Annotated in this window: 16 protein-coding genes; 7 read left to right on the top strand and 9 right to left on the bottom strand. The window is 57.5% G+C overall.

Translation table 11 applies throughout. The features are described 5' to 3' along the window. Nucleotides 1-20: 20 nt before the first annotated feature. Genes K7H94_RS20660 through K7H94_RS20670 form a run of 3 tightly spaced genes read left to right on the top strand, consistent with a single transcriptional unit; the run spans nt 21 to nt 2,846 of the window. Nucleotides 21-941 carry a carbohydrate ABC transporter permease gene (locus tag K7H94_RS20660; RefSeq protein ID WP_058759118.1) on the top strand — a complete coding sequence of 307 codons (921 nt, stop codon included), beginning with the start codon at nt 21-23 and terminating at the stop codon, nt 939-941. 9 nt (nt 942-950) lie between these two features. Then, complete coding sequence (locus K7H94_RS20665; protein ID WP_021509079.1) at nt 951-1,775, top strand: carbohydrate ABC transporter permease; 825 nt, start codon at nt 951-953, stop codon at nt 1,773-1,775. A 3-nt stretch (nt 1,776-1,778) separates the two neighbouring features. Continuing rightward, a complete protein-coding gene (locus K7H94_RS20670) occupies nt 1,779-2,846 on the top strand; it encodes an ABC transporter ATP-binding protein (protein ID WP_088517298.1) in 1,068 nt (355 codons plus the stop codon). A gap of 27 nt (nt 2,847-2,873) precedes the next feature. On the opposite strand, the gene K7H94_RS20675 is transcribed toward K7H94_RS20670, so the two are convergent. Together K7H94_RS20675 and K7H94_RS20680 are read right to left on the bottom strand one after the other, a co-directional pair. Then, a complete protein-coding gene (locus K7H94_RS20675) occupies nt 2,874-8,852 on the bottom strand; it encodes an autotransporter outer membrane beta-barrel domain-containing protein (RefSeq protein WP_222952107.1) in 5,979 nt (1,992 codons plus the stop codon). A 300-nt stretch (nt 8,853-9,152) separates the two neighbouring features. After that, the gene (locus tag K7H94_RS20680) at nt 9,153-10,280 is read right to left on the bottom strand and encodes an acyltransferase family protein (protein WP_058759114.1); all 1,128 of its coding nucleotides are present in this window, start codon (nt 10,278-10,280) and stop codon (nt 9,153-9,155) included. 570 nt (nt 10,281-10,850) lie between these two features. On the opposite strand from K7H94_RS20680, the gene K7H94_RS20685 reads away from it, so the two are divergent. Beyond that, nucleotides 10,851-11,651, top strand: a complete 801-nt coding sequence (locus K7H94_RS20685; protein WP_072208996.1) for an SGNH/GDSL hydrolase family protein — start codon at nt 10,851-10,853, stop codon at nt 11,649-11,651. Between the two features lie 358 nt (nt 11,652-12,009). Here the strand turns inward: K7H94_RS20685 and K7H94_RS20690 are convergent, their stop codons facing one another. Beyond that, a complete protein-coding gene (locus tag K7H94_RS20690; RefSeq protein ID WP_222952108.1) occupies nt 12,010-12,954 on the bottom strand; it encodes an AraC family transcriptional regulator in 945 nt (314 codons plus the stop codon). 99 nt (nt 12,955-13,053) lie between these two features. On the opposite strand from K7H94_RS20690, the gene K7H94_RS20695 reads away from it, so the two are divergent. Beyond that, nucleotides 13,054-13,800, top strand: a complete 747-nt coding sequence (locus tag K7H94_RS20695; protein WP_222952109.1) for an SDR family oxidoreductase — start codon at nt 13,054-13,056, stop codon at nt 13,798-13,800. Here K7H94_RS20695 and K7H94_RS20700 read toward each other — a convergent pair. After that, complete coding sequence (locus K7H94_RS20700) at nt 13,797-14,225, bottom strand: nucleotide triphosphate diphosphatase NUDT15 (RefSeq protein WP_021509070.1); 429 nt, start codon at nt 14,223-14,225, stop codon at nt 13,797-13,799. The two genes, K7H94_RS20695 and K7H94_RS20700, sit on opposite strands and share 4 nt — an antisense overlap. Before the next feature lie 80 nt (nt 14,226-14,305). After that, nucleotides 14,306-15,448 carry an MFS transporter gene (locus tag K7H94_RS20705; RefSeq protein ID WP_245001424.1) on the bottom strand — a complete coding sequence of 381 codons (1,143 nt, stop codon included), beginning with the start codon at nt 15,446-15,448 and terminating at the stop codon, nt 14,306-14,308. Between the two features lie 110 nt (nt 15,449-15,558). Here K7H94_RS20705 and K7H94_RS20710 point away from each other — a divergent pair, with 110 nt between their 5' ends. Both K7H94_RS20710 and cybB read left to right on the top strand, forming a co-directional pair. Then, nucleotides 15,559-16,047, top strand: coding sequence for a MarR family winged helix-turn-helix transcriptional regulator (locus tag K7H94_RS20710; protein ID WP_059011261.1), 489 nt, complete (start codon nt 15,559-15,561; stop codon nt 16,045-16,047). A gap of 87 nt (nt 16,048-16,134) precedes the next feature. Further along, a complete protein-coding gene (cybB, locus tag K7H94_RS20715) occupies nt 16,135-16,674 on the top strand; it encodes a cytochrome b561 (protein ID WP_031280003.1) in 540 nt (179 codons plus the stop codon). A gap of 72 nt (nt 16,675-16,746) precedes the next feature. Here cybB and K7H94_RS20720 read toward each other — a convergent pair whose 3' ends face one another. From K7H94_RS20720 to K7H94_RS20735, 4 genes are all read right to left on the bottom strand, one after another. Then, a complete protein-coding gene (locus tag K7H94_RS20720) occupies nt 16,747-18,687 on the bottom strand; it encodes a methyl-accepting chemotaxis protein (RefSeq protein WP_021509066.1) in 1,941 nt (646 codons plus the stop codon). A 476-nt stretch (nt 18,688-19,163) separates the two neighbouring features. Next, nucleotides 19,164-19,493 (bottom strand): YebG family protein, encoded by a 330-nt coding sequence (locus tag K7H94_RS20725; RefSeq protein ID WP_058775925.1) that lies wholly within the window; start codon nt 19,491-19,493, stop codon nt 19,164-19,166. A gap of 77 nt (nt 19,494-19,570) precedes the next feature. Continuing rightward, nucleotides 19,571-20,365 (bottom strand): SIR2 family protein, encoded by a 795-nt coding sequence (locus K7H94_RS20730; protein WP_010618046.1) that lies wholly within the window; start codon nt 20,363-20,365, stop codon nt 19,571-19,573. Further along, nucleotides 20,362-20,922, bottom strand: a complete 561-nt coding sequence (locus K7H94_RS20735) for a non-canonical purine NTP pyrophosphatase (RefSeq protein WP_010618047.1) — start codon at nt 20,920-20,922, stop codon at nt 20,362-20,364. Before K7H94_RS20735 ends, K7H94_RS20730 begins: the two co-directional genes overlap by 4 nt. Nucleotides 20,923-21,045: the final 123 nt, after the last annotated feature.

Here is a 21,045-nt window from a genome sequence, read left to right on the forward strand (position 1 = left end):
GCGTAAACCGGAGCCCTGAAATGATGCCTGAAATCTCTCTTCCTGCCAGCCCGGCGCGTCGCCGCTGGCGCTGGACCCGGCTTGCGGAGCCTTGGTGGTATCTGTCACCGGGCCTGTTGCTGATCGCCCTGTTCATCTTCGTGCCGATGGCGATCGGCATTTCTTACGCTTTTCAGAGCATGAACCTGCTCAACCCGCTTGAGAGCGGCTGGGTTGGCTGGGCGAACTTTGCGCAGATGCTCGACGATCGCCGCTTCTTTCGCGCACTCGGCCATACCCTTAACTGGACGCTGAGTTCACTGCTGCTGCAGTTCTTTTTCGGCCTCGCGCTGGCGCTGCTGCTTAACCGCGAGTTTCGCTTTCGCCGCTGGGTGCAGGCGCTGGTGTTTTTACCGTGGGCGGTGCCGGCGTTTCTTTCCGGCCTGACCTGGTCCTGGCTGCTCAACCCGGTTGTAGGTCCGCTGCCACAGTGGCTCAGCGACGTGGGCATTCTCAGCGAACCTTACAATATTCTTTCCGATCCGCAACTGGCGATGTGGGGGCCGGTGATTGCTAACGTCTGGTTTGGCATCCCGTTTTTTGCCATCACTTTACTGGCGGCGCTGCAGTCGATTCCCAAAGATTTGTATGAAGCAGCAGCCATTGACGGTGCCAGCGGCTGGCAGCAGTTTCGCCGTGTCACCCTGCCGTTTCTCGCCCCGATGATCGCCATTACCGTGATGCTGCGTACCATCTGGATCGCTAACTTTGCCGATTTGATCGTGGTGATGACCGACGGCGGTCCGGCCGGTTCAACCTCGATTCTTTCCAGTTACATCTTCACCACCGCTTATCGCAAACTGGATTTTGGTTATGCCTCGGCGATGGCGGTGTGTCTGTTACTGCTGATGACCTGCTATGCGCTGGTACTGCTGCGCATTCGCCATCAGTTACTTAAGTAAGGAGTCCGCATGCGTCTGTTACCGTTGATCGGTCATCGTCTCAGCATCGCCGCCTATTTGCTGTTTGCGCTGTTTCCGTTGTACTGGATCATTAAAATTGCCGTCACGCCGGACAGGTTACTGTTCAGTCAGGGCGTGACGCTGTTACCTGGCGGTTTCACCCTGAGCCACTTTGCGAAGGTATTGACCGACAGTGATTTCCCCACGTTTTTTATTAACAGTCTCATTGTCTCCTGCAGCACTGCCGCGCTGACCACTTTGATTGCTGCGGCTGCCGGCTATGCCTTTTCCCGCTTTCAGTTTCGCGGCAAGATGGTGATGGCGGCCCTGCTGCTGTTTACCCAGATGTTTCCGCTGGTGATGATCATTGCGCCGATTTACCGGGTGATGGCCCCGCTGGGTCTGACGAATAGTCTGCTGGGGCTGATTCTGATTTACAGCGCCTTTAATGTCCCGTTCGCCACCTTTCTGATGCAGTCATTTTTTGATGCCATCCCGAAAGATCTCGAAGAGTCCGCCATGCTGGAAGGCTGCACCCGCTTTCAGGCGCTGTACCGCGTGCTGATGCCGCTGACGCTGCCCGGCATGGCAGCGACGCTCGGCTTTGTTTTCACCGCCGCGTGGAGTGAGTTGCTGTTCTCACTAATGCTGATCAACAAAAACGAAGTCATGACCTTTCCGGTCGGGCTGCTCAGTTTCGTCTCCAAATTCGCCGTTTCGTGGGGCGAAATGATGGCTGCCGCCGTGCTGGCGTTAATTCCAGCCTGTCTGTTTTTCGCTTTCATTCAACGCTACCTGGTTCAGGGACTCACCGCCGGTGCGGTTAAGGGGTAAATAATGGCTGAAATTACGCTGGCGCAAATTGAAAAGCGCTATGGCAACGTTGAGGTTCTGCGCGACATCAATCTGACCATTAAAGATGGTGAGTTCGTGGTGCTGGTCGGCCCGTCCGGCTGTGGTAAATCCACCCTGCTGCGCACCATTGCCGGCCTGGAGTTGGCAACGGGCGGTAATATCCATATCGGCAGTCAGCTGATGAACGAGGTGGCGCCGAAAGACCGCGATATCTCGATGGTATTCCAGAGCTACGCGCTCTATCCGCATCTGACGGTCGCGCGCAACATGGGCTTCAGCCTTGAAATTCAGAAACGACCGCGTGCTGAGATTGAGGAGAAAGTCCGGCGAGCGGCGGAGATTCTCAGCCTGACACACCTGCTTGATCGCCGGCCAAAAGAGCTGTCGGGTGGACAACGTCAGCGCGTGGCGATGGGCCGCGCCATTGTGCGTCAGCCGCAGGTGTTTCTGTTTGATGAGCCGCTTTCCAACCTCGATGCGCAACTGCGCGGCCAGATGCGCGTGGAGATCAAAAAACTGCATCAGCAAATGAACAACACCATCGTTTATGTTACCCACGATCAGGTTGAGGCCATGACGCTGGCTGACCGCATCGTGGTGCTCAACCACGGCGTCATTCAGCAGGTGGGCACACCGCTGGAGCTGTACGACACACCGGCCAATAAATTTGTCGCCAGTTTTATCGGGTCACCGTCGATGAATTTTATCAACGGCGTGATGACCCCCAGCGGCGTGCGTATCAGCGACAGCGCTCAGTTGCCCCTGAATACGCACTGGGCGGCACAGGCCGCTGGCCGCGACGTTATTTACGGCATCCGTCCGGAAAACATCAGTCTGGCGCAGCCGGGTGAGCAGCATGCACTGCCCCTTGAAGTATCGCTGGTGGAACCGACCGGCCTGTCCGAACTGATTCACGGTTCGCTGTTTGGCCACCCGCTGATGCTGTTTACCACCCAGCGTTCCGGCGCGCGTGCCGGTGATATTTTACCGGTCACGCTGGACAGCGAACGTGCGATGCTGTTCGACGCCGCATCACAGCGCCGCCTGTAATTAAACGTTTAAGGTGGTCATTTACGTTTAAAACGACCAGCGCACCCCGGCATTGTAGCGCCAGCCTTTGACGCCGTTGCCGGCAATCTCTTTGCGGTAATCCGCCTCGGCATACAGCGCCACGTTGTTGATCAGCGTCGCCGTGCCCCCGAGGCCGACGTCCCACATCTGGCCAAATTTGCCGCTGCTGAAGCTCTGGCTCAGGTCGCTGTCGCTGGCGCCGACCCTGACCTGCGCCGTACCGCCCCAGCCGCGATAATAGTTAGCGCGCAGATACGGCGTGTACTGGTTCTGACTGCTGTCCTGCCAGCTGCGCGCCACACGTGCGCCGAGCCGGCCAATGGTTTGATCGTAATCGTTATAGGAGACGCGCGCGCCGTCAGCATCGGTAAAACTGTCCATGTTCATACGCAGCCAGCTAACCTGTGCCTGCGGTTCCAGGCGCACATCACCCGCCAGCATCAGCGGATAGCCAGACTCGACTGACGCCGTCCAGCCGTGCCCTTTGGGTTTGGCGACCGCTTTCTGCCGCGCAATGTCGGTTTCGCCACGGTAGCCGCTCCAGCTCAGCGAACCATCTACATACCAGCCACTGCTGCGCAGCCAGGTGCCATAAAGTGACAACGTATCGCTATCAAAGCTGATGGAGCTGTACCCGTCAGCGGCATGCGGGCGAATGCGCGTGTTGCCGCGCGTATAGGCGACGCCGCCACGTACGCTATCTTCAGCGCCATCGGCGCGCAACAGATTGCCGCCGAGCTGTACGGCGCTGTAGTTGAGGTCGAAATCATAACCCCAGGCGTCCAGGCCGCGATTGCTTCGATACTGCAAATCCGAACCGAGGTAGCGGATAAACATCTCTGCGTTGTCTGCCGGCTGCTGGCGCAGTTCGCCGAGTCGCTTATGCAGATCGTCAGTGACTGCCAGCGAGTAGTACGCCAGCCCGACCGGTGCGGAGATCCAGGACGGCACCTGCGGCGTAACCGCCGGACGGACCGCCTTAACCGCACTGCCCGCCTGCGGCTGGCACAGCGAGCCATCGCTGCAGATGAAATTGTTTGCCAGACGATAGTCCCATGCGTTGCCGCCCGCGCTACTGCCCGATGCAAAGCTGTACAGACCATACTGCCACGGCCCGGCTGCCACATAGCCATTGCTCAGCCTGAAGCTGTCGGCGCTGGCGCTGCCGGTCACCTGCACCAGCGAGACGCCTTCGCTGGCCGCGATGACGTTGTCGCGATTGCTGTCCAGCAGTCCGCCGCCCTGCAGCCGGTCATCCACCCAGGTGGTGCCGCTGGCGTTACCGTTAACACGCAGCACGTCGCTGTGGGTGGCTGTCGAATTGAGTTTCAGACGGCCCTGCGCGGAGGCCAGACTACCTTCGACGGTCAGGGTATTTGCCGCCACATTGCCACCGTTGGTCAGGTCGAGCGTGCCGGCATTGTTCACCACCAGCGAATCATTGCTGGCCCCCTGCAGCCGCGCGTTGACGCCATCGCCGGCGAACAGCGTGGATCCGGCATCGATATTGATGGTGCTGTGCGCCAGTTTAATGTTGTCGCTCAGCGTCCACTGCGTATCGATGAAGTTCAGCGTGCTCCAGCCCGCGCCGAGGTTGGTGCCTTTGGTGAGATCGTCCTGCCGGAACGAACCGCCGCGCGCATTGAGCTGGCTGAGGTTCAGCGTGCTATCCGCGCCGCCGCTGGTGATATGACGGGTCTGGTTCAGGCTGATAGCCTGCACTGTCGCCTGATTCGCACTGCCGTCACCCATACTCAGGCCGCCATCCAGCGTACCGCCCATGACCAGCAGCGTATCGCTGCCGTTACCGGTGTTCACTTCGCCGGTGACTTTGCCCGCCAGCAGTGCCACCACATCACGGGTCGCGCCGCCTGCCACTACCACCTGATCGGCGTACGGCGCATCCAGCGTGCCCTGGTTGATAAACACCGTCTCACCGCCGCGCAAATCAATGAGCGGTGCGACGCGGCTTTGTGAACGGATGGTGCCCTGGTTGATCACCTGGCTGGCGCTGCGGGTGACAATCGCCGAACCGCCATCGGCATCGCGGATATCAATCAGGCCCTGAGCGATCACCCGTCCACGGGTGTTGGCACGCACGCCGGTGCCGCTGCCATTAACTTCAATACGGTAGTCGCGTCCAATCACTAAATCGTTGCCCGTGGTCGATCCATCTGCGTTTTCAAAACGATAGCCGGTACCGCCTGCGCCGACGTGAATCTGCGCGCTACCCGCCGGATCGAACGAGGTGGCAGAGCGAATGCCGATGCCACCGTTAGCCTCGAAGCGCACATTACTCAGCGAAATATCACTGATGCCGGCGCGATTGTTCAGCGCAGTACCGCTGCCGTAAGCGCCGATGATGATGTCGTTGGCTTCAAAGCGCTGTGCACCACTGTCGAGCAGCAAACCATCGGCTTTGCCGTAAGCCGCCAGCGTGCTGGCCCCCTGCCCGTCGCCGTAAATTTTCATCGCGCCGCCGGAGCCCACGCGCAGCGTGGCGGTGCCGTCATTCACGCGTAAGGTGCTGTCGAGCGGTACATACTGGCCATAACCGCTGCTGACATCCACGCCGGTGCCGCTGGCGACGCTAACCGTGCCGCGGTTGATAAAGTTACCGCCATCGTGCACCCGGGCCCCGGTACTGTTGCGGCCACGCAAATCCACTACGCCCTGCTGCTGATTAAACAGGCGCGCGTCGCCGCTGACATCAAACGCCGTGGCGTTGCGCCCGGTGCCAGTGATAAGTGAGGCGGCGTAGACCTCGGTGCCATCGCCTGTCGCCTGCGCGCCGAGGGTGTTTTTGCCGTTCAGCGCGATTAGGCTGGTAATAATCCCCTGCGCGCGATCGCTGGCGCGCAGCACGGTGGCACCCTTACCGGTGACCTGATAAACATCGGTGCTGGATACCAGCGCATCCGTCCCGCTGACCACGATGCCGGTGCTGTCCCTGCCGCTCAGCGTGACGTTGCCAAAGCCCTGGTTGTACAGCCACGCGCCGTTGCGGATTTCATACAACGTCGAGTTGCGACTGCTGACATCAATCGGGCTGCCGTTGACGATCAGGCGTGAGCCGGGATCAAAAGCCTGATAGCCGATCTGCTGCGCATCGTGGAACACCACACGGCTGTTCGCGCCCAGCGTAATACGGCCGCCGGCAAAGGTTTTCGCGCCGACCACGTTATCGCCGTACAGATTAATTGTGCCGTTCTGGTTAATCCGCCCCAGCTGGTGATACGAGACCGCACCGAAGGTGGTGGTTTGCTGGGTGCTCTGACCGCTGTAGAGATTAAGCGTGCCGCTATTGTTAATCTCCGTCAGGGTTTTGCCGTCGCCGGCGCCTGGATAACCATCGGCGAACAGCGCCCGGCCGTTACGCAAAATGTTGATATCGCCGCGGTTGTCGACCGTTGCGCCATACTGCGCGTAGATACCCGTTACGCCTTCCCCCCGCAGAGAGATCGCGCCGCGATTCACCAGCCGCGCGTGATTCATCACGGTAAACGGCTGCTGGTTATTGGCGCGGCCGTCTATCGCCGCCTGATTGATCAGTAAAGTGTTCGGGTCGAACTGCGTATTAGGGTTAACAACGTTACCCTGCAGCGTATAGCGATTACCGTCAGCGATGGCGACGCGGGCATCAGACCCGTTGAGGTGAATACGCGTTGCGGCATCAATGGTAGCGCGGGCGCCATCAGTAATGGTCAGCCCGCTGGCAAAGCTGGCGATGTTCAGCGTCGCGCCGTGGGTATTAATGTCGGTGCCCGCACCGCTGCCGTACACACCGGTCGCAAACGGGCTGTTCATCGACAGAGTCAGGCCGCGCCCGTCAAAATCCGCGCCCTGCTCGACGCGAAAAATCATGCCGTTCCACACGGAGGCGCTGTAGCGGCCGTTGGCCGGCAGATTAATGCGCGCATCCGGGCCGATACGGTAGAAACTGATCTGTCCGCTATCCAGCATGCTGTCGCTGCCGCTGGAGGTGGGAATGGCGCGGGCACTAACGTTGACCGTTGCCTGGCCTTCAGCACGAATCCCGATGCCCGCTTTACCGCTGAGCCGGATTGGGCCGGTGATATCGGCACTGGCGTGACCGCCCGGTTCGCCAGTTACCCACACCGCCGTATTGTTGGTGCCGCCAAAGCGGTCGGCGTCACCCGCCACGTTGATCGCCCCGCTGGAGAAGGCGTGCGCCTGGTTGCCCGCCGTGGCGATCACTTTCAGGCCGGTGCTGTTATAGCCATTCAGATTGAGGGTGCCGCGGTTGCCCACCTGGCCGCCGCTGCCGGAATCCATCGCCAGCATGGCGATATTTTCGCGCGGTAGCGCCTGCGCCATACCGTTGACATCGATAACGCCGTTATTCAGTGACACCGCGTTGGGCCCGGCCTCGATGCGCATGCCAACGGCGTTCTCGACTTTTGAGCCGATAACAATACGACCATCATTGATGGCTCGTGAGTCGAGCAGGCCGGAAATGGCGCTGATGCCACCGCCGAGGCTGACCGCGACATCCTGCGTGACGTCGCCCTTGTGATTTTGCGGTGTGCGGCCGAGATAAATCGTGCCATCGCGCGCGTTGACGAAGCTGCCCTCGCCGCTGAAACTCACCGCCGCTGCTGAGGAGCCGTTCGCCACATCGTGAATGCCGATGTTAATATTGCCGTGGTTGACCGCGCTGCTGCTGCCGAGGAATAAGCCGGCGATGCCCCACGGCGCATCGCCGATATGCACATTGAGCACGCCGTTATTGCGGAAGTCGCTGTCATAAATCGCTGACACCGCCGTGCCCGCATAGCCGAGAGAGTCTTCTGCCACGCCGCGCCCATTGGCGGCATTAAAAAAGCCACTGTTGATGACGCCATTATTGATACCGCGCGCGCCGCTGATCAGCTCCAGCGCGCCCGCTTCGGATGAGAGCGCGTTACTGGTCGCCAGTTTTCCGGCGATAATCGGCGTTGCACCGTTGCTGGCGCGCATCACGGCGCTGGCGCTGTTAGCCACTTCCAGCGTTTTGCCGCGATTGATTTTCACACTGGCTTTCGCGCCATCGGCACTCAGCACCACCTGATCGCCCAGTGCGGCAGCCACTTCATCATCGTAATTGCCGGTGCTCATGCGGTAAACCACACGACCGTCGCGCAGGCTGAACGCCTGGTTCAGCGCGGCGTTATAACTTTCCGGGCTCAGGTTGCCGCCGCTAATCTGGTCAATCAGCCAGTCGTTATAGTTACGCAATTCATTGAGATTACTGACGTAGTACGCGTTGCTGCTGCCATCCTTAAGAGTGACATCAAACAGACCGGCATACATCACCACGCCTCCGGCATCAAATGCCAGCCGATCGCCACCGTACGGTGGCGTGGCGGCGGTAAAGCGGATGCGGTTATTGCTGTCCCAGTTAATATGGCCGTTATTACTGCTGGCAAATAACTGACTCTGTTTGGCCGCCATTGACCAGCGATTGGTGCTGGCGTTAGCGGCTGCGCCTTGCTGACCAATATTGATATTTAACCGGCCATTAGTGACTGTCGCCACGCGCGCATCAATATATTGTTTATCGTTCACATCATAATAATCTGGCACTACCGTAGCGCCATTAATTTCCGCCGGCGCAATCATTTCCGCACCGTTATAAACCTGATAGACACGATAACTGCCTGTTTCTTCATCCGGAATACCAATAGCGTAATTTTGTGCGCCGAGTTGCAGGCGGGGCTCGCCAATTAAATTGTCATTAATAATACGCCCAACCTTTTGTAGTTCACCCAGCGTGACGCTGCTCATGCCACTTTCTCCAGCGGTAAAGCGCGGCACGCCGCTCAGCGTCTGGGTGGAACCATTACATAAGCAATAAGCGCCGACTTTATTGTCGTTGCGTTCGGGAGTGAAAGGTTTTAATACCACCGCCGATACCGGTGTGGCAGACAGCATTAAGCCCTGCGCAGCAAGCAGGCTTAGTAACAAGGGGTTTAATTTAAACACACTATTTTCCTCACCAGAGAAAAGACAAATGCCGCACAGCGAATGCGCAGTGCGGGGAAATAGCGAAGCGAAATATATTGGCGTAATAGCTTACGGCTGGAAATCCGTTGAAATGAGTATTACCGCGACCAGGTTAAAACGTCCAGTTTGACTTAAGAAATTGTGATGACGGCGATAAGCTTTAGGAATTGCGCTAACGGCTTGAGATAATTATCTGGAACTAAAAATGCGGAAAATGGCAAAAATCAGATGGCGGGAAATAATACCCGGCACGCCAGTGGCGGCCGGGCATGATGACAATTACAGTCGCGCTTCGACCGGCACCGCCACTTTTTTATCTTTCGGCTTGAGGCCAAACATGAACGAGGCGAAGCGTGAACGTTTGACGATGGCGTAACACACCGCGCTCAGCGCAATGCCGAGGGCAAAATCGATCAGGACATACAGGACTGACAGGTTATCCGGTAACCAGACATCCAGCAGCCATGAGAAAATGATCACCACCGGATAGTGCAGCAAATAGATAATCAGCGCGGAATCCACAATCGCCGTCAGAATGCGACTCTCTTTCACGTTGATGCGTTCGAAGCTAAACACCAGCCAGTAGGACAGCATCACCGACAGCACGCTGCCCAGCATCACCGGCACATATTTCATCACCCCGGTGATGTGGTTGTGCGCGACGACATAGCAGGCGGCCCACACCGCCAGCACCAGCGCGGCCACCAGCCAGCCATTCATCAGTTTACTGTTGGCGTACCGGGCAATTTTCTCGCGGTTGACGTATAACGCAAAACCGGCGGTGTAATAGACGAGGAAACGTGCGGTCACCGGGATGAGCTCGACAAATTCACCGCGGCCTTTCACCAGGAACTTCAGCACGAAGCAGGCGTTACCCAGAATCACCAGCGTGGCGATCAGCATTGGCAACGACATTTTGCCCAGCTGACGGGCGCTCCACTGATAGAACGCGCCAGGTACCAGCAGCGACATCACCGACAGCGACACGAGGAACCACAGGTGGTGCATCATGGTATAGCTGTTTAGCCAGCCTTCGAGACTCAGCGGGGTGTTATTCATCTGTCCCGCGATAAAATACATCAGCGGCGGAATAAACAGATAGGCTGATATCAGCGGAATCAGGACGCGCTTACGGCGATTATCCGTAAAGAATTTCTGCCCTTTGCGCAAAATAATCAGCGCGGAGAACATGCCCGAAAGAAAGAAGAACACTTCCATCCTGAAGGTGTGCACCATGCTCAGCAGTGCCGTGAATATTTCCGAGGGATCGCGCTGCGCGACATAATACCAGCCATTCTCACCCGGTAAACTCCGTGAGGCGTGTAATAACACCCCTTCCAGAATTAGGCCGGCACGCAGCAGATCCAGGCCAATATTGCGGCTGGATAAAAAGGATTCTGTTTTCACATTGCACATCCTGAAATGAGTTGTAACGCAATCATAATGATTCAGTCAGAATGCTAACACCGGATTAATCTGTATACATTATGTTTAGAAACGTTTCGGAATTTCGCCATAGTGTAAAGAATGTCACTGTGCAATGGCTATAAAGCTTAAGCCAGAATGTTCTGATGGTAAAAGTTATCGTCAGGCAGTGCTTATTCGCAGCTAACCGCCGGATAAATAGTGAAAACCCGATACTATACAATAAGTTATGAATTATCCGACCCGACTCGCAGTGCGAAAATTCGCTAATCAAACCGCGTTATGTCCTGAAGCAACCATGATGTTTTAAGCAGGCGACAATGCGGGATTTTCTGGCTGAAGGGTGGCTATTAGGCAGGGATGTTTTTTACCTGATTGAATTTAAATAACTTTTATTCAGCAAGCGGCTTTTTTCTCAGAGTTGACCTAATTTTCACCCGACAACCGTGCTTTCGGATTGTTGACCCGCAATCTTCCCTGTTAAGGTAATTCGCTTACGGTAAACAACCGATTCTCCATGTAACCTTGAGTATCAAAAGGCGGAAATTTGTTATGCAACGAGCGCTATCTGGCATCGTCACTTTGCTGATTACCACAGCCTGTCTGTGCAATACCGCATTCGCCGAAAGCGGCAAGCCCGATAATAACTTTATTATTGAAGCCTATGGCGGTTCCAGCACGCGTGGCGCTATGGCGATAAAGGAAAATGGCAAATTGCGCGCAATCTATATTAAAGACAATGAGATTGCTCTGATTAACCAGTGGTTACAGGAGAAGTATGGCGATGGTATTCGCGTCGTGAATAAAGGCGCGTCCTCATCGCAGGCCATGGATCTGTTAAATGGCAAATATTTTTACAAGAATAATAAAAGCTGGCGCGAAGAGATGAAGAAATCGCCGGCAAAAATCATTTTGCTGAATTTTGCCACCAACGATGCACGCCATTTCCATTTCCGCGATATAGAAAAAGATTACCAGGTTAGCCCGGACAAATATACCCAGGTGATGACACAGCTGATTACTATTGCCCGTGAAGAGGGTAAGCAGGTGATATTACAGGAGCCGCACCCGATTTGTGGCCGCGCGGAGAAATGGCACGTTGCACCTTACGTCACCAAACTGGACGCACTGGCTAAAGCGGAGTCGGTGCCGCTGGCGCGTCAGTATCAGCGCATCCTGCAGATGAAAGACTGGCAGTCGCTGATGTCACCCGATTGTATTCATCCGTCCGAACAGCTGTACCGCATGAAAGCAGAGGAAACTTTTTCGGTGCTGGTCTCCCACTTTAATACCGAGCTGGCTGCTGCCGGGCATGGCAAAAACCCGGATGGCGAGCAGGTGGCGAAACGCTAAACCGGTGATTGGCTGACCGGTGAAAACGGCTTAACGATATTGTAGCGTTATGGCTGTCTTGTATGGTCGTCTGTGGCGCAGGCAAGTATTCCCTGGTCGCCATAAATGGCGACCCTACAAGGTAACTGCGCAGTTTTATAATATGTTTTGGGTCACCATAAATGGCGACCCTACGGGTTAATTGCACGGTTTTATAATGTGTTTTGGCTCACCATAAATGGTGGCCCTGTCGAGTAACGGCACGGTTTTGTAGGGTGCGCATTGATACGCACCGGCATTATCAGGGTGATTTTTTTACTGAACGGCATTGCACGCTTTATGGCGGCCCGTTTTACGCTGGCCGCCACTCCGGGCGTGATTAACTTACCTGGGCTATTGCTGGCTCAGCTTCTGCGGTGCCGCTGCGCCGTTCCGCGCCAGCGAAGCCGGTGGGCGTCTGGCCGGTGAAGCGGGTGAAAGCGATGCTGAAGGCGCTGGCAGAGCGGTAACCCACCCGTTCAGCCACGTCGGCTACTGACAGGCGGCTGCTGCGCAGCAGATTTTTCGCCAGCGCCATGCGCCACGTCAGCAGATACGCCATCGGCGCCATGCCCACTGCATCGCGAAAACGTACGAAAAACGCCGAGCGCGATAGCGCCGCGTGTTTCGCCAGCTGGGGCACCGTCCAGCCATGGGCAGGCCTGGCGTGGATGGCGCGAATCGCCCCGGCCAGCCGCTCATCGGCCAGTCCCCGCATCACGCCGGGCGATGCATTTGCCGCGGGCATTGCGCGCAGCGCCTCGATCAGCAGTAATTCCAGCAAACGTTCCAGCACGATCTGCCGTGCCGGACGCTGTGCACGACACTCATCCCTGACCAGCTGCACCAGCGTGGTCAGGCGCGATGCGCCACGCACATGAATGAACTGTGGCAGTAACGAGACAATCAATCCCGCGTCGGGTGCGGCAAACTGGCAGTAACCAATCAGCGTCTGTACCTCGGCTAGCTGCTGCCGATCGCCAAGCCACACTTCGCCCGGCGCAAGCATCTCCGGCATCGAATCAGGCGCATCTGCGGCCGGTGGCTGCTCGCTGGTCATGCAAAACTCCCACGCGGCCGGAATCAGGACAAAATCCCCCGGCTCAAGCGCAACCGGAGGATGACCTTTCATTTCCAGCCGGCTGCGCCCCTCCAGCACCACGCAGTAAAACGGCTGGCCGGTCTCACTGCGCTGCACACGCCATAATCCATTGGCACGTGCGCGTTTCGAATAAGCCGCCCCGGGCTGTAACAGTGACACCATTTCGGCGAGCGGATCGATCATAATGGACTCCTGCAAATGAAACCAGGACTGTACGTTGTAGTGAGTCCGGTAGTGGCACTCTATAGTGAGCTCTTACCCAACGCAATGCAGGAGTGAACCATGAAAACCATTTTAATCACCGGCTGCTCTTCTGGTTTTGGTCATGCTACCGCGCTCTGGTTTCTGGAGCGCGGCTGGAAAGTCATCGCCACCATGCGCACCCCGCGCGCCGAACTGTTTCCTGAATCCGCCCATCTGCGCCTGCTGCCACTGGATGTCACCGATGCCGCCAGCATCAGGCAAACGCTGGCTGAAGCAGGAGAGATTGATGTGCTGGTCAACAATGCCGGCATCGGTTTATTAACTTCGCTGGAAGGCGCGCCGATGTCCTCGGTGCGGGAAGTGTTCGAAACCAACACGCTGGGCACCATCGCCATGACGCAGGCGGTCATCCCGCAGTTCCGTGCGAAAAACAGTGGCATGGTGATCAATGTGACCTCGACGGTGACGCTGAAATCCCTGCCGCTGCTGGCGGTTTATACCGGAAGCAAAGCGGCCGTCAACGCCTTTACCGAGTCGCTGGCGCTGGAACTGCAGCCCTTTAATGTTCAGGTGAAACTGGTATTACCCGGGATGGCTCCCACCACCGACTTTGGCAAAAATGCCCGGCCGCGCATGGAAAACACCTTGCTCGAGCCTTACCAGCCGATGTTTGATGGCATCATCGCCGGCATGCAGCAGCCCCAGCCAACCACTAAAGCACAGGACGTTGCCGCTGCCGTGTGGCGTGCCGCAACCGATCCCGCCGCCCCGATGCGCATCCCGGCGGGAGAAGATGCCGAAGCTTCGATGAAGCAATACGGTTAGCGATCTTTACGCTGGGCCAGCGCCTGCAGTGCCGCCAGACCGTCGCGCGCCAGCCAGCTTTGCAGCGGCGCAAACAACGGTTCAGGCAGCGCCTCAGGCGCGAACCAGTGCCAGCCTGCGCACTTATCCGGTTCCCGCAGTTGCGGCTCACCGCTGGCGTCCGGCGCCACCATCAGCAGCGTAATATAGTGCCGGTTGACCGCCGGAAACACATCGCTGACGAAGGCGCCGTTGTGTACGCTGTGCAGCTGTAGACCGGTCTCCTCCAGCACTTCCCGCCGCGCACAGGCTTCCGGTGATTCACCAAACTCCAGATGGCCGCCCGGTGCCGACCAGTCACCGGCACCGTGGCTGCCTTTACGCTGGCCGAGCAACAGCTTGCCATCGCGGAAAATTAATACGCCAACACCGACCTGCGGGGACATCATTGCTCCTGATTTATCGATCCTCTCACTCTGCACGGTTTATAAAACAGCGTATTCCATCTGACAATGGTTTCCTGCCGTTATCGCTGGGGTTTGAGTCGCAGCGCCATCAGCATCAGTAGCAGCACGCCCGCCGCCATGATCTGCCACGCACTGTCGAGCGATGCCGCGCGGTCGCGCACAATGCCGGCCATCAGCGGCATCAGCGCGGCCAGCATATAGCCGCCGCCCTGCACAAACGACAGCAGCGCAGTGGCTTCTTCCGGCGTACGGGCATGATCAAGCGTGACGATCAGCGATAGCGGAAACAGCGCACCAATCCCCAATCCCAGCAGCAGCGTCGGCAACCAGGCGTGTTCGCCGCCCAGCCACAGCAGTGCGATCAGCCCCAGCAGGATGGAAGCCAGCAGCAGCGGCCAGCGGCGATCGCGGCAGCGATGAATCAGCGCGGAGAGCATAAATCCGGCGGCGACTTCGGTCAGGGTTAATGCGCCCAGCACGTAGCCGCTCTGCGCCGGCAGCCAGCCGTGTTGCATGTAAAATGGCGGCAGCCACGCCAGCACCAGCGTGTAAGCACCGGTGCCGATGCCAAAAAACAACATCAACAGCCAGGCGCGCCGCGTGCGATGTACGCCGCCGGCTGGTGGCGTGTTTACTCTCGTGGTCACAGGCTGCAGGCGCAGCCACAGTATCAATGCGATCAGCGCCGGTAGCGACGGCAGCATCAAAGTAATCGTCAGTCCGGCATGGCTGACGAGCGGCGCGGCGCAGGCTGCGGCCACTGCGGCTCCGGCCATAATACCGGTGGTGAACAGTGCCATTAACGTACCGGCACGCGAGGCGAAGTGACGTTTGATGAGCGCGGGCATCAGCGCCTGGATCAGCCCGATGCCGCAGCCGGCCAGCAGCGCGCTGGCGGTTAGCATGCCGGCGCTGTGATCGACGCCACGCGCGCCACCCGCGAGCACCAGCACTATCAGGCCAGCGGTAATGCCGCGCGCTTCACCCAGCCTGCGCAGCAGCAGCGGCCCGGCCAGCGCCGCCAGCCCCATCATAATGACCGGCAGCGTCGTCAGCAGGCTCAGCTGCGTGGCACTGAGCCCTGCATCGTGCTGCAGTTGCAGGAACAGCGGTCCGATGGCCGCCATCACCGGACGCAAATTCAGCGCCACCACAAAAACCAGTAAAGCAAACATGCCAATAGCAGGTAAGGTACGATTCACATTCTGTCTCCATACGCCAAAGTATCTTAACGTTAAGATACTTTGCGGAAGAACGATAGCGGGTGCGCACAAAGCGACACATTGCCCGCCGTGAACTGATGAGAATTAACATGACTGACCACGTAGATTTTGTCGTTGCGCAATGGGCCAGCGCCATGCCGGAGCTGGACGCCTCTTCCATGGCGATTTTTGGCCGCATGCTGCGCCTGATGAAGCATCTGGCGAAAAAGCGCGCTGAGGCGCTGGCGCCCTTTGGTTTTCGCGACGGCGAATTTGATGTGCTGGCGACGCTGCGGCGTGCTGGCGCACCTTACCGGCTGTCGCCCACGCAGCTCTACAAATCGCTGCTGGTCACCTCCGGTGCCATGACCAACCGGCTTAACCGGCTGGAAGAAGAGGGATTGATTGCGCGTGTTGCCGATGCCGATGATAAGCGCAGCATGCTGGTGACGCTGACGCCGGCCGGGCTGGCGAAGATTGAGCAGGCGCTGCAGGTGCATACGCAAACGCAGAACGCGCTGCTGGCCACGCTGGACAATCGGCAGCAGCAGCAGCTTGCCGCCCTGTTGCGTCAGCTGTTGCAGACAGCCGAACAGTAAGCCGGACGGGATGTGGCAAAAAATGAATTAATTCAGCGCGTTTTTCGCTATGTTAAGCATCCCACACCGCTTATTTTCGGACTGGCTATGCGTAACAAATATGCCCCTGCGCAAATCTTTATTCACTGGCTGACGCTGGTACTGGTGGCCACCGCTTACTGCACCATGGAGTTTCGCGGCTTATTCACGCGCGGATCCTGGCAAGGCTACACCATGATCGTCGGACATTTCAGCGCCGGCAGTTGTGTGCTGTTGCTGATGCTGTCACGCATTGTGCTGCGTTTTCGCCATCGCAGCCCGAAAATCGAACCCCAGCCGCCACACTGGCAAACCGGACTGGCGCATCTGATGCATCTGGCGATTTATCTGTTCTTTATCGTGCTGCCGATTCTCGGCATCCTTTCGCGCTTCTACATGGGCCGTAACTGGTGGATTTTCGCGATTCCGATGCCGGTCAGCGCCAGCCCGGATCCCGACTTTGCCGATATGCTGAGCGACTGGCACGAAACCCTCGCGCCCTACGGCTACTGGCTGATTGGTCTGCACGCGGCGGCCGCGCTGGTGCATCATTATCTGATTAAAGACAATACGTTGCTGCGCATGATGCCGTCACGGCGAAACGGATGAAAGGAATAAGACGGTCGCCTGACGTGGCGACCGTCCTGATTTACGCAGCGTGCCGGCGACCGGTCACCGACCTCAGCTGAGGTGAAAACGTCCCACGGTATGCGCCAGCTGTGCCGCCTGGTCTTCCAGCGAACTGGCGGCGGCTGACATCTGCTGGACCAGCGCGGCGTTCTGCTGGGTGGTGCCATCCATCTCGTTCACCGCGATCGTTACCTGGCTGATGCCGCGCGCCTGCTCGTCTGACGCAGTAACAATCTCGCCGATAATGGTGCGCACCGAGTTCACCGCCTGCGTCATCTCCTGCATGGTTTTACCGGCATCCTGCACCAGCTGCACACCGCTGCCGACGCGCTGCCCGGACTCTTCAATCAGCGCAGCGATGTCCTTCACCGCATTGGCGCTGCGCTGTGCCAGATTACGCACTTCCGACGCCACCACGGCAAAGCCGCGTCCCTGTTCCCCGGCGCGCGCCGCTTCAACCGCGGCGTTGAGCGCCAGAATGTTGGTCTGGAAGGCGATGCTGTTGATAATGGCGGTGATGTCGCCGATTTTCTTCGCGCTGTCGTCGATTTGCGCCATGGTCTGCACTACCTGGCCCACCAGTGACTCACCGCGGCTGGCGATGTGCGTGGCGTTATCGGTCAGCGTCGTCGCCTGATGCGCGTTAGCAGCGTTGTGTTTCACCGTCGCGGTAATCTGCTCCATGCTGGCGGCAGTTTGTTCCAGCGCGGCCGCCTGCTCTTCGGTACGTGACGCGAGGTTGAGGTTGCCGCTGGCGATTTCACCTGCGCCCTGGCGCACCGACGCGCTGGCATCCTGAATCTGCCCGACAATCTCGCGCAGCTGGTTTTGCATGGTGTGCAAGGCGAAGAACAGACTGCTGCTGTCGCGCGCTTTCAGCGGGATAGCGTTATCCAGTTTGCCATCGGCCACCGCCAGCGCAATGGTGGCTGCGGTCAGTGGCTCACCGCCAATCGGCTTCAGCACTTTGCGACTAAATACCAGCCCAAGCAGTGCGCACACCACCAGGATGCTGATCACCATTAAAATCACCGCGTTAATCAGCTGACGGTGCGCCGCCTCCATGACTTTGCTCACCGGGGCCACCACGCCGAGATACCATTTCTGATCGCTGTTACCGATCACCACCGGCCGCCAGGCTACCAGCGCATCCTCGCCCAGAATAGCGTCATGCTGTTCGGTGACCGTGCTGCTGAAATTATGCGTGTCGCCCTTCCAGGCTTTGCTGGTCTGGCTTTTGTCCGGATAAGACACCACATTGCCCGCGCTCGAAAGCAGCATGGCGTAACCGCTGCCTTCCCACGGTTTGATGCTGTTCACTTTTTCCTGCAGTGACGCCAGTGAGATATCGGACGTCACCACGCCCCACAGTTTGCCCTGGCTGATAATTGGCGCGGCCACCGAGGTCAGCAGCGTTGGCACACCGTTATAGGCATAGCTATAAGGTTCGATCAGCGTATCTTTCTGGCTTTTCTGTGGCAGCAGATAGTAATCGCCCTGGCCTGGCGTAAAGATTGAGGTCAGCGGATGCAGGGCAAAATTGCCGCCCTGGTCGCGATCGACGAAATAGGCGTAACGTCCTTTAGGTGCCGCGCCAGCCTGAGAGGCAAACTCAGCATCGCGTCCGTCAAACGCGTTTTCTTCGAAGATGACCGAAATAGAGAGATAGTCCGGATTATCACGCAGTGCAGAGACCAGCAGCTTATCGGCCACTTTGCGGTCCTGCACACCGGCAGCCGGCAGGGCAATCAGACTGTGGCCAAGGTTGTGTGCGACATCGCGTGCGTAACTCAGCTCCTGCTGGATTTGCAGCGCCTGACTCTGCGCAATCTGCTGTAAGTAACTTTCCGCCAGCGATTTTTGCTCATTGCTGGACTGCCAGCTGAGCACGCCGATAGTCACGGCGAAGCCGAGGGTGATGGTTAAGGCGCCCGTCAGCAGCATTTGTGTGCGGGTGCTCATTTTTTTCTTATTAGATACGGTTGTGGCCATGTCGGCGCTCCTGGTGTTGACACTTTATTACTGAAAAAGAATCACGCCCTGTGCACCTGCATCCCTGTAATCACTCTATCGGCGCACAATCCGGGAACTTGATGGCCTGGCAGGTCCGATCAGAAAACCACCAACCGCTGTTGTGGCGTTGAGTCGCCATTAAAAACGCTAAGACGATGCAATAAAAATGAGGGAATTTGATCTGGCGCAAGATCGCCACTTCGTTGTGCTGTCAGGTTAGTGCGTACGGGCGCAACGCGCCGCATAACAAGAGGAATGCAACATGGCAGGTAAATTGAGTCTGGCAGGGTTAATGGTGGTCTGGCTGGTGTATGTGGCGTGGATGGTCAGTTACTACTCAGGCACCTTCTCTCTTTTCACGCACTGATCCTTTGCACTGATCCTTAGCACGGTTCCCAGGCCAGCACATAGGCTGGCCCGGATTCAGCAGCAGTACAAAGCGAACGCGCGGTTCCTCAGGCGGCTTTGACCGCTCGCACCTTCTTCTCTTTTTCCGGCGCAGCGGTATCGCTGTCGTCAGCAGCAGTTTCGCCGCTGTCTTTCACCGCGTCCGGCAGTTTGCTGGTGCGCAGAATGTGTTGCACCGCGTCTTTCTGTTCGGCCAGCAGCATACCCAGCGCTTCTGCCTGGGCCTCATCCATCGCTGGCTGATGTTGCTGCAGCCAGTCGGTGAACGCGTCGGCCATATCGAGCATTTTGTCCCATGCATCTGCGTCTTTTTTATTGGCAAACGTCATCTTCTCTTCACCCTTTCTGACCACAACATATTTGGTTTCGACTGCCATGATGCACCTCATTTACTGTGTTTATATACAGTATATTTCATTCAGCTTTATTTCGCCAACGGTTTTCTGCTCGCCGTTTAAGCCAGCAGCTCTTCGAGGAAGGTTGCCAGCGCTTTGCGCGGATCGTCCTCTTCAGACACGATCATTTCAATGCCCCACTGCCCCAGTACCTCTTTCGCCACCGGATTATTACGGTTCGTGAACAGGTAGGATTTAGGCCGTGCGGTCGCCAGCCCGGTGCGGCCCCACATCTTGGTCAGGCGATAAAACAGCAGGCGGATATTGAAATCGCTGATGCTGTAGCCAACAAACAGCACGGAGTTACCCATAACATCATGGGTCAGTTTGATATCCAGCGGCGAGTCAAAATAGAGCCGCTCGAAGTAGCTGCTCTCATCCAGCACGATGGAGGTATCATCGTCAAAATCGCCATGAAGTTTAATAATATGGCGCTTATCTTCGGTCAGCGATACCAGATCGGCGGCGTTAGCGACCTTGCTGTACGGCACGTTGTGCGCTTCATGCGCCATCTCGAGCCAGCGGTCGTAATTGGTGGTATAGATGCGCGAGAAATTGCCCTGGGTGATCATGGTGTGGATTTCAGAGCTGCGCACGTCGATGTCAGGACGGTGCCACTCGCGATCCATCCAGCTGCGCAGCGGGCCGAGCGAGCCTTTGCGCTGTTTGTAATACTCCGCCAGCGACAAATGGGTGCCGTAGGTATTGAAGATCTTCGGATCGTAGCCCAGCTCATTAGCCAGATGCGCAATCAGCTCGTGCCACTCCGGCAGTCCGAGATTGCGTGAGATGCCCGCACCGGCGAACAGAATCAGTTTGCCGGCATCGTAAGCGCGTTTGAGTTCCGGTTTCATGCCAGTCCCCGCGAAGTTTTCAGAAAGGTGGCAAAGCGATCCAGCGCCAGGCGGCGCATTGAGATTTCGTTTTTCAGTTCGCCCATTTCAGCGAATGTCTGGGTGTGCCCTTCCGGGATAAAGACGCAGTCCCACTGAAACTCACGCGGCCCCGCCGGCTCCCGGGCAATGGTGCCGCGCAGCTGGCCTTCAAACTGGTACATTTTGCGCCCGTCACAGTAGCCGAGGACGGTTTTGGCGGTCACGCCCGGGCTGTCCAGTCCGTTCACCAGTTTGGTAAAGCGTTCCGCGTTCAGCCGGCTCCAGAAGATGCGCGTCAGTCCGGCGGGCAGGCCATTGAGCCCATCCAGATACAGACCGGTATGCTCGACAAACAGCGGGCGGCCAATGATTGAAAAGGCTTTAGTCAGTTTGTCACGAACCAGCTCCACCTCATTTTCGGTCTGAATCTCTTCAATACGGCGCGCAATGGGCACCACTTCGACACCCACCGGCTCAAGGATGGTACGCACCTCGGCCAGCTTGAGTTCATTAGCAGATAAGAAACGAATTTTCATTGCAATCAGTATGTTGAAAGTGGGTTAATCCAACCTGGTGACGCGTATCCGGCTGCGGTTCCGGCTGTTATTGTCCGGCACGCTGTCGCCGCGCCGCGTGGTCATTCTACTCTGCGGCGACGT

The sequence above is a fragment of the Pantoea dispersa genome, assembly GCF_019890955.1.
Classification (GTDB): domain Bacteria; phylum Pseudomonadota; class Gammaproteobacteria; order Enterobacterales; family Enterobacteriaceae; genus Pantoea; species Pantoea dispersa.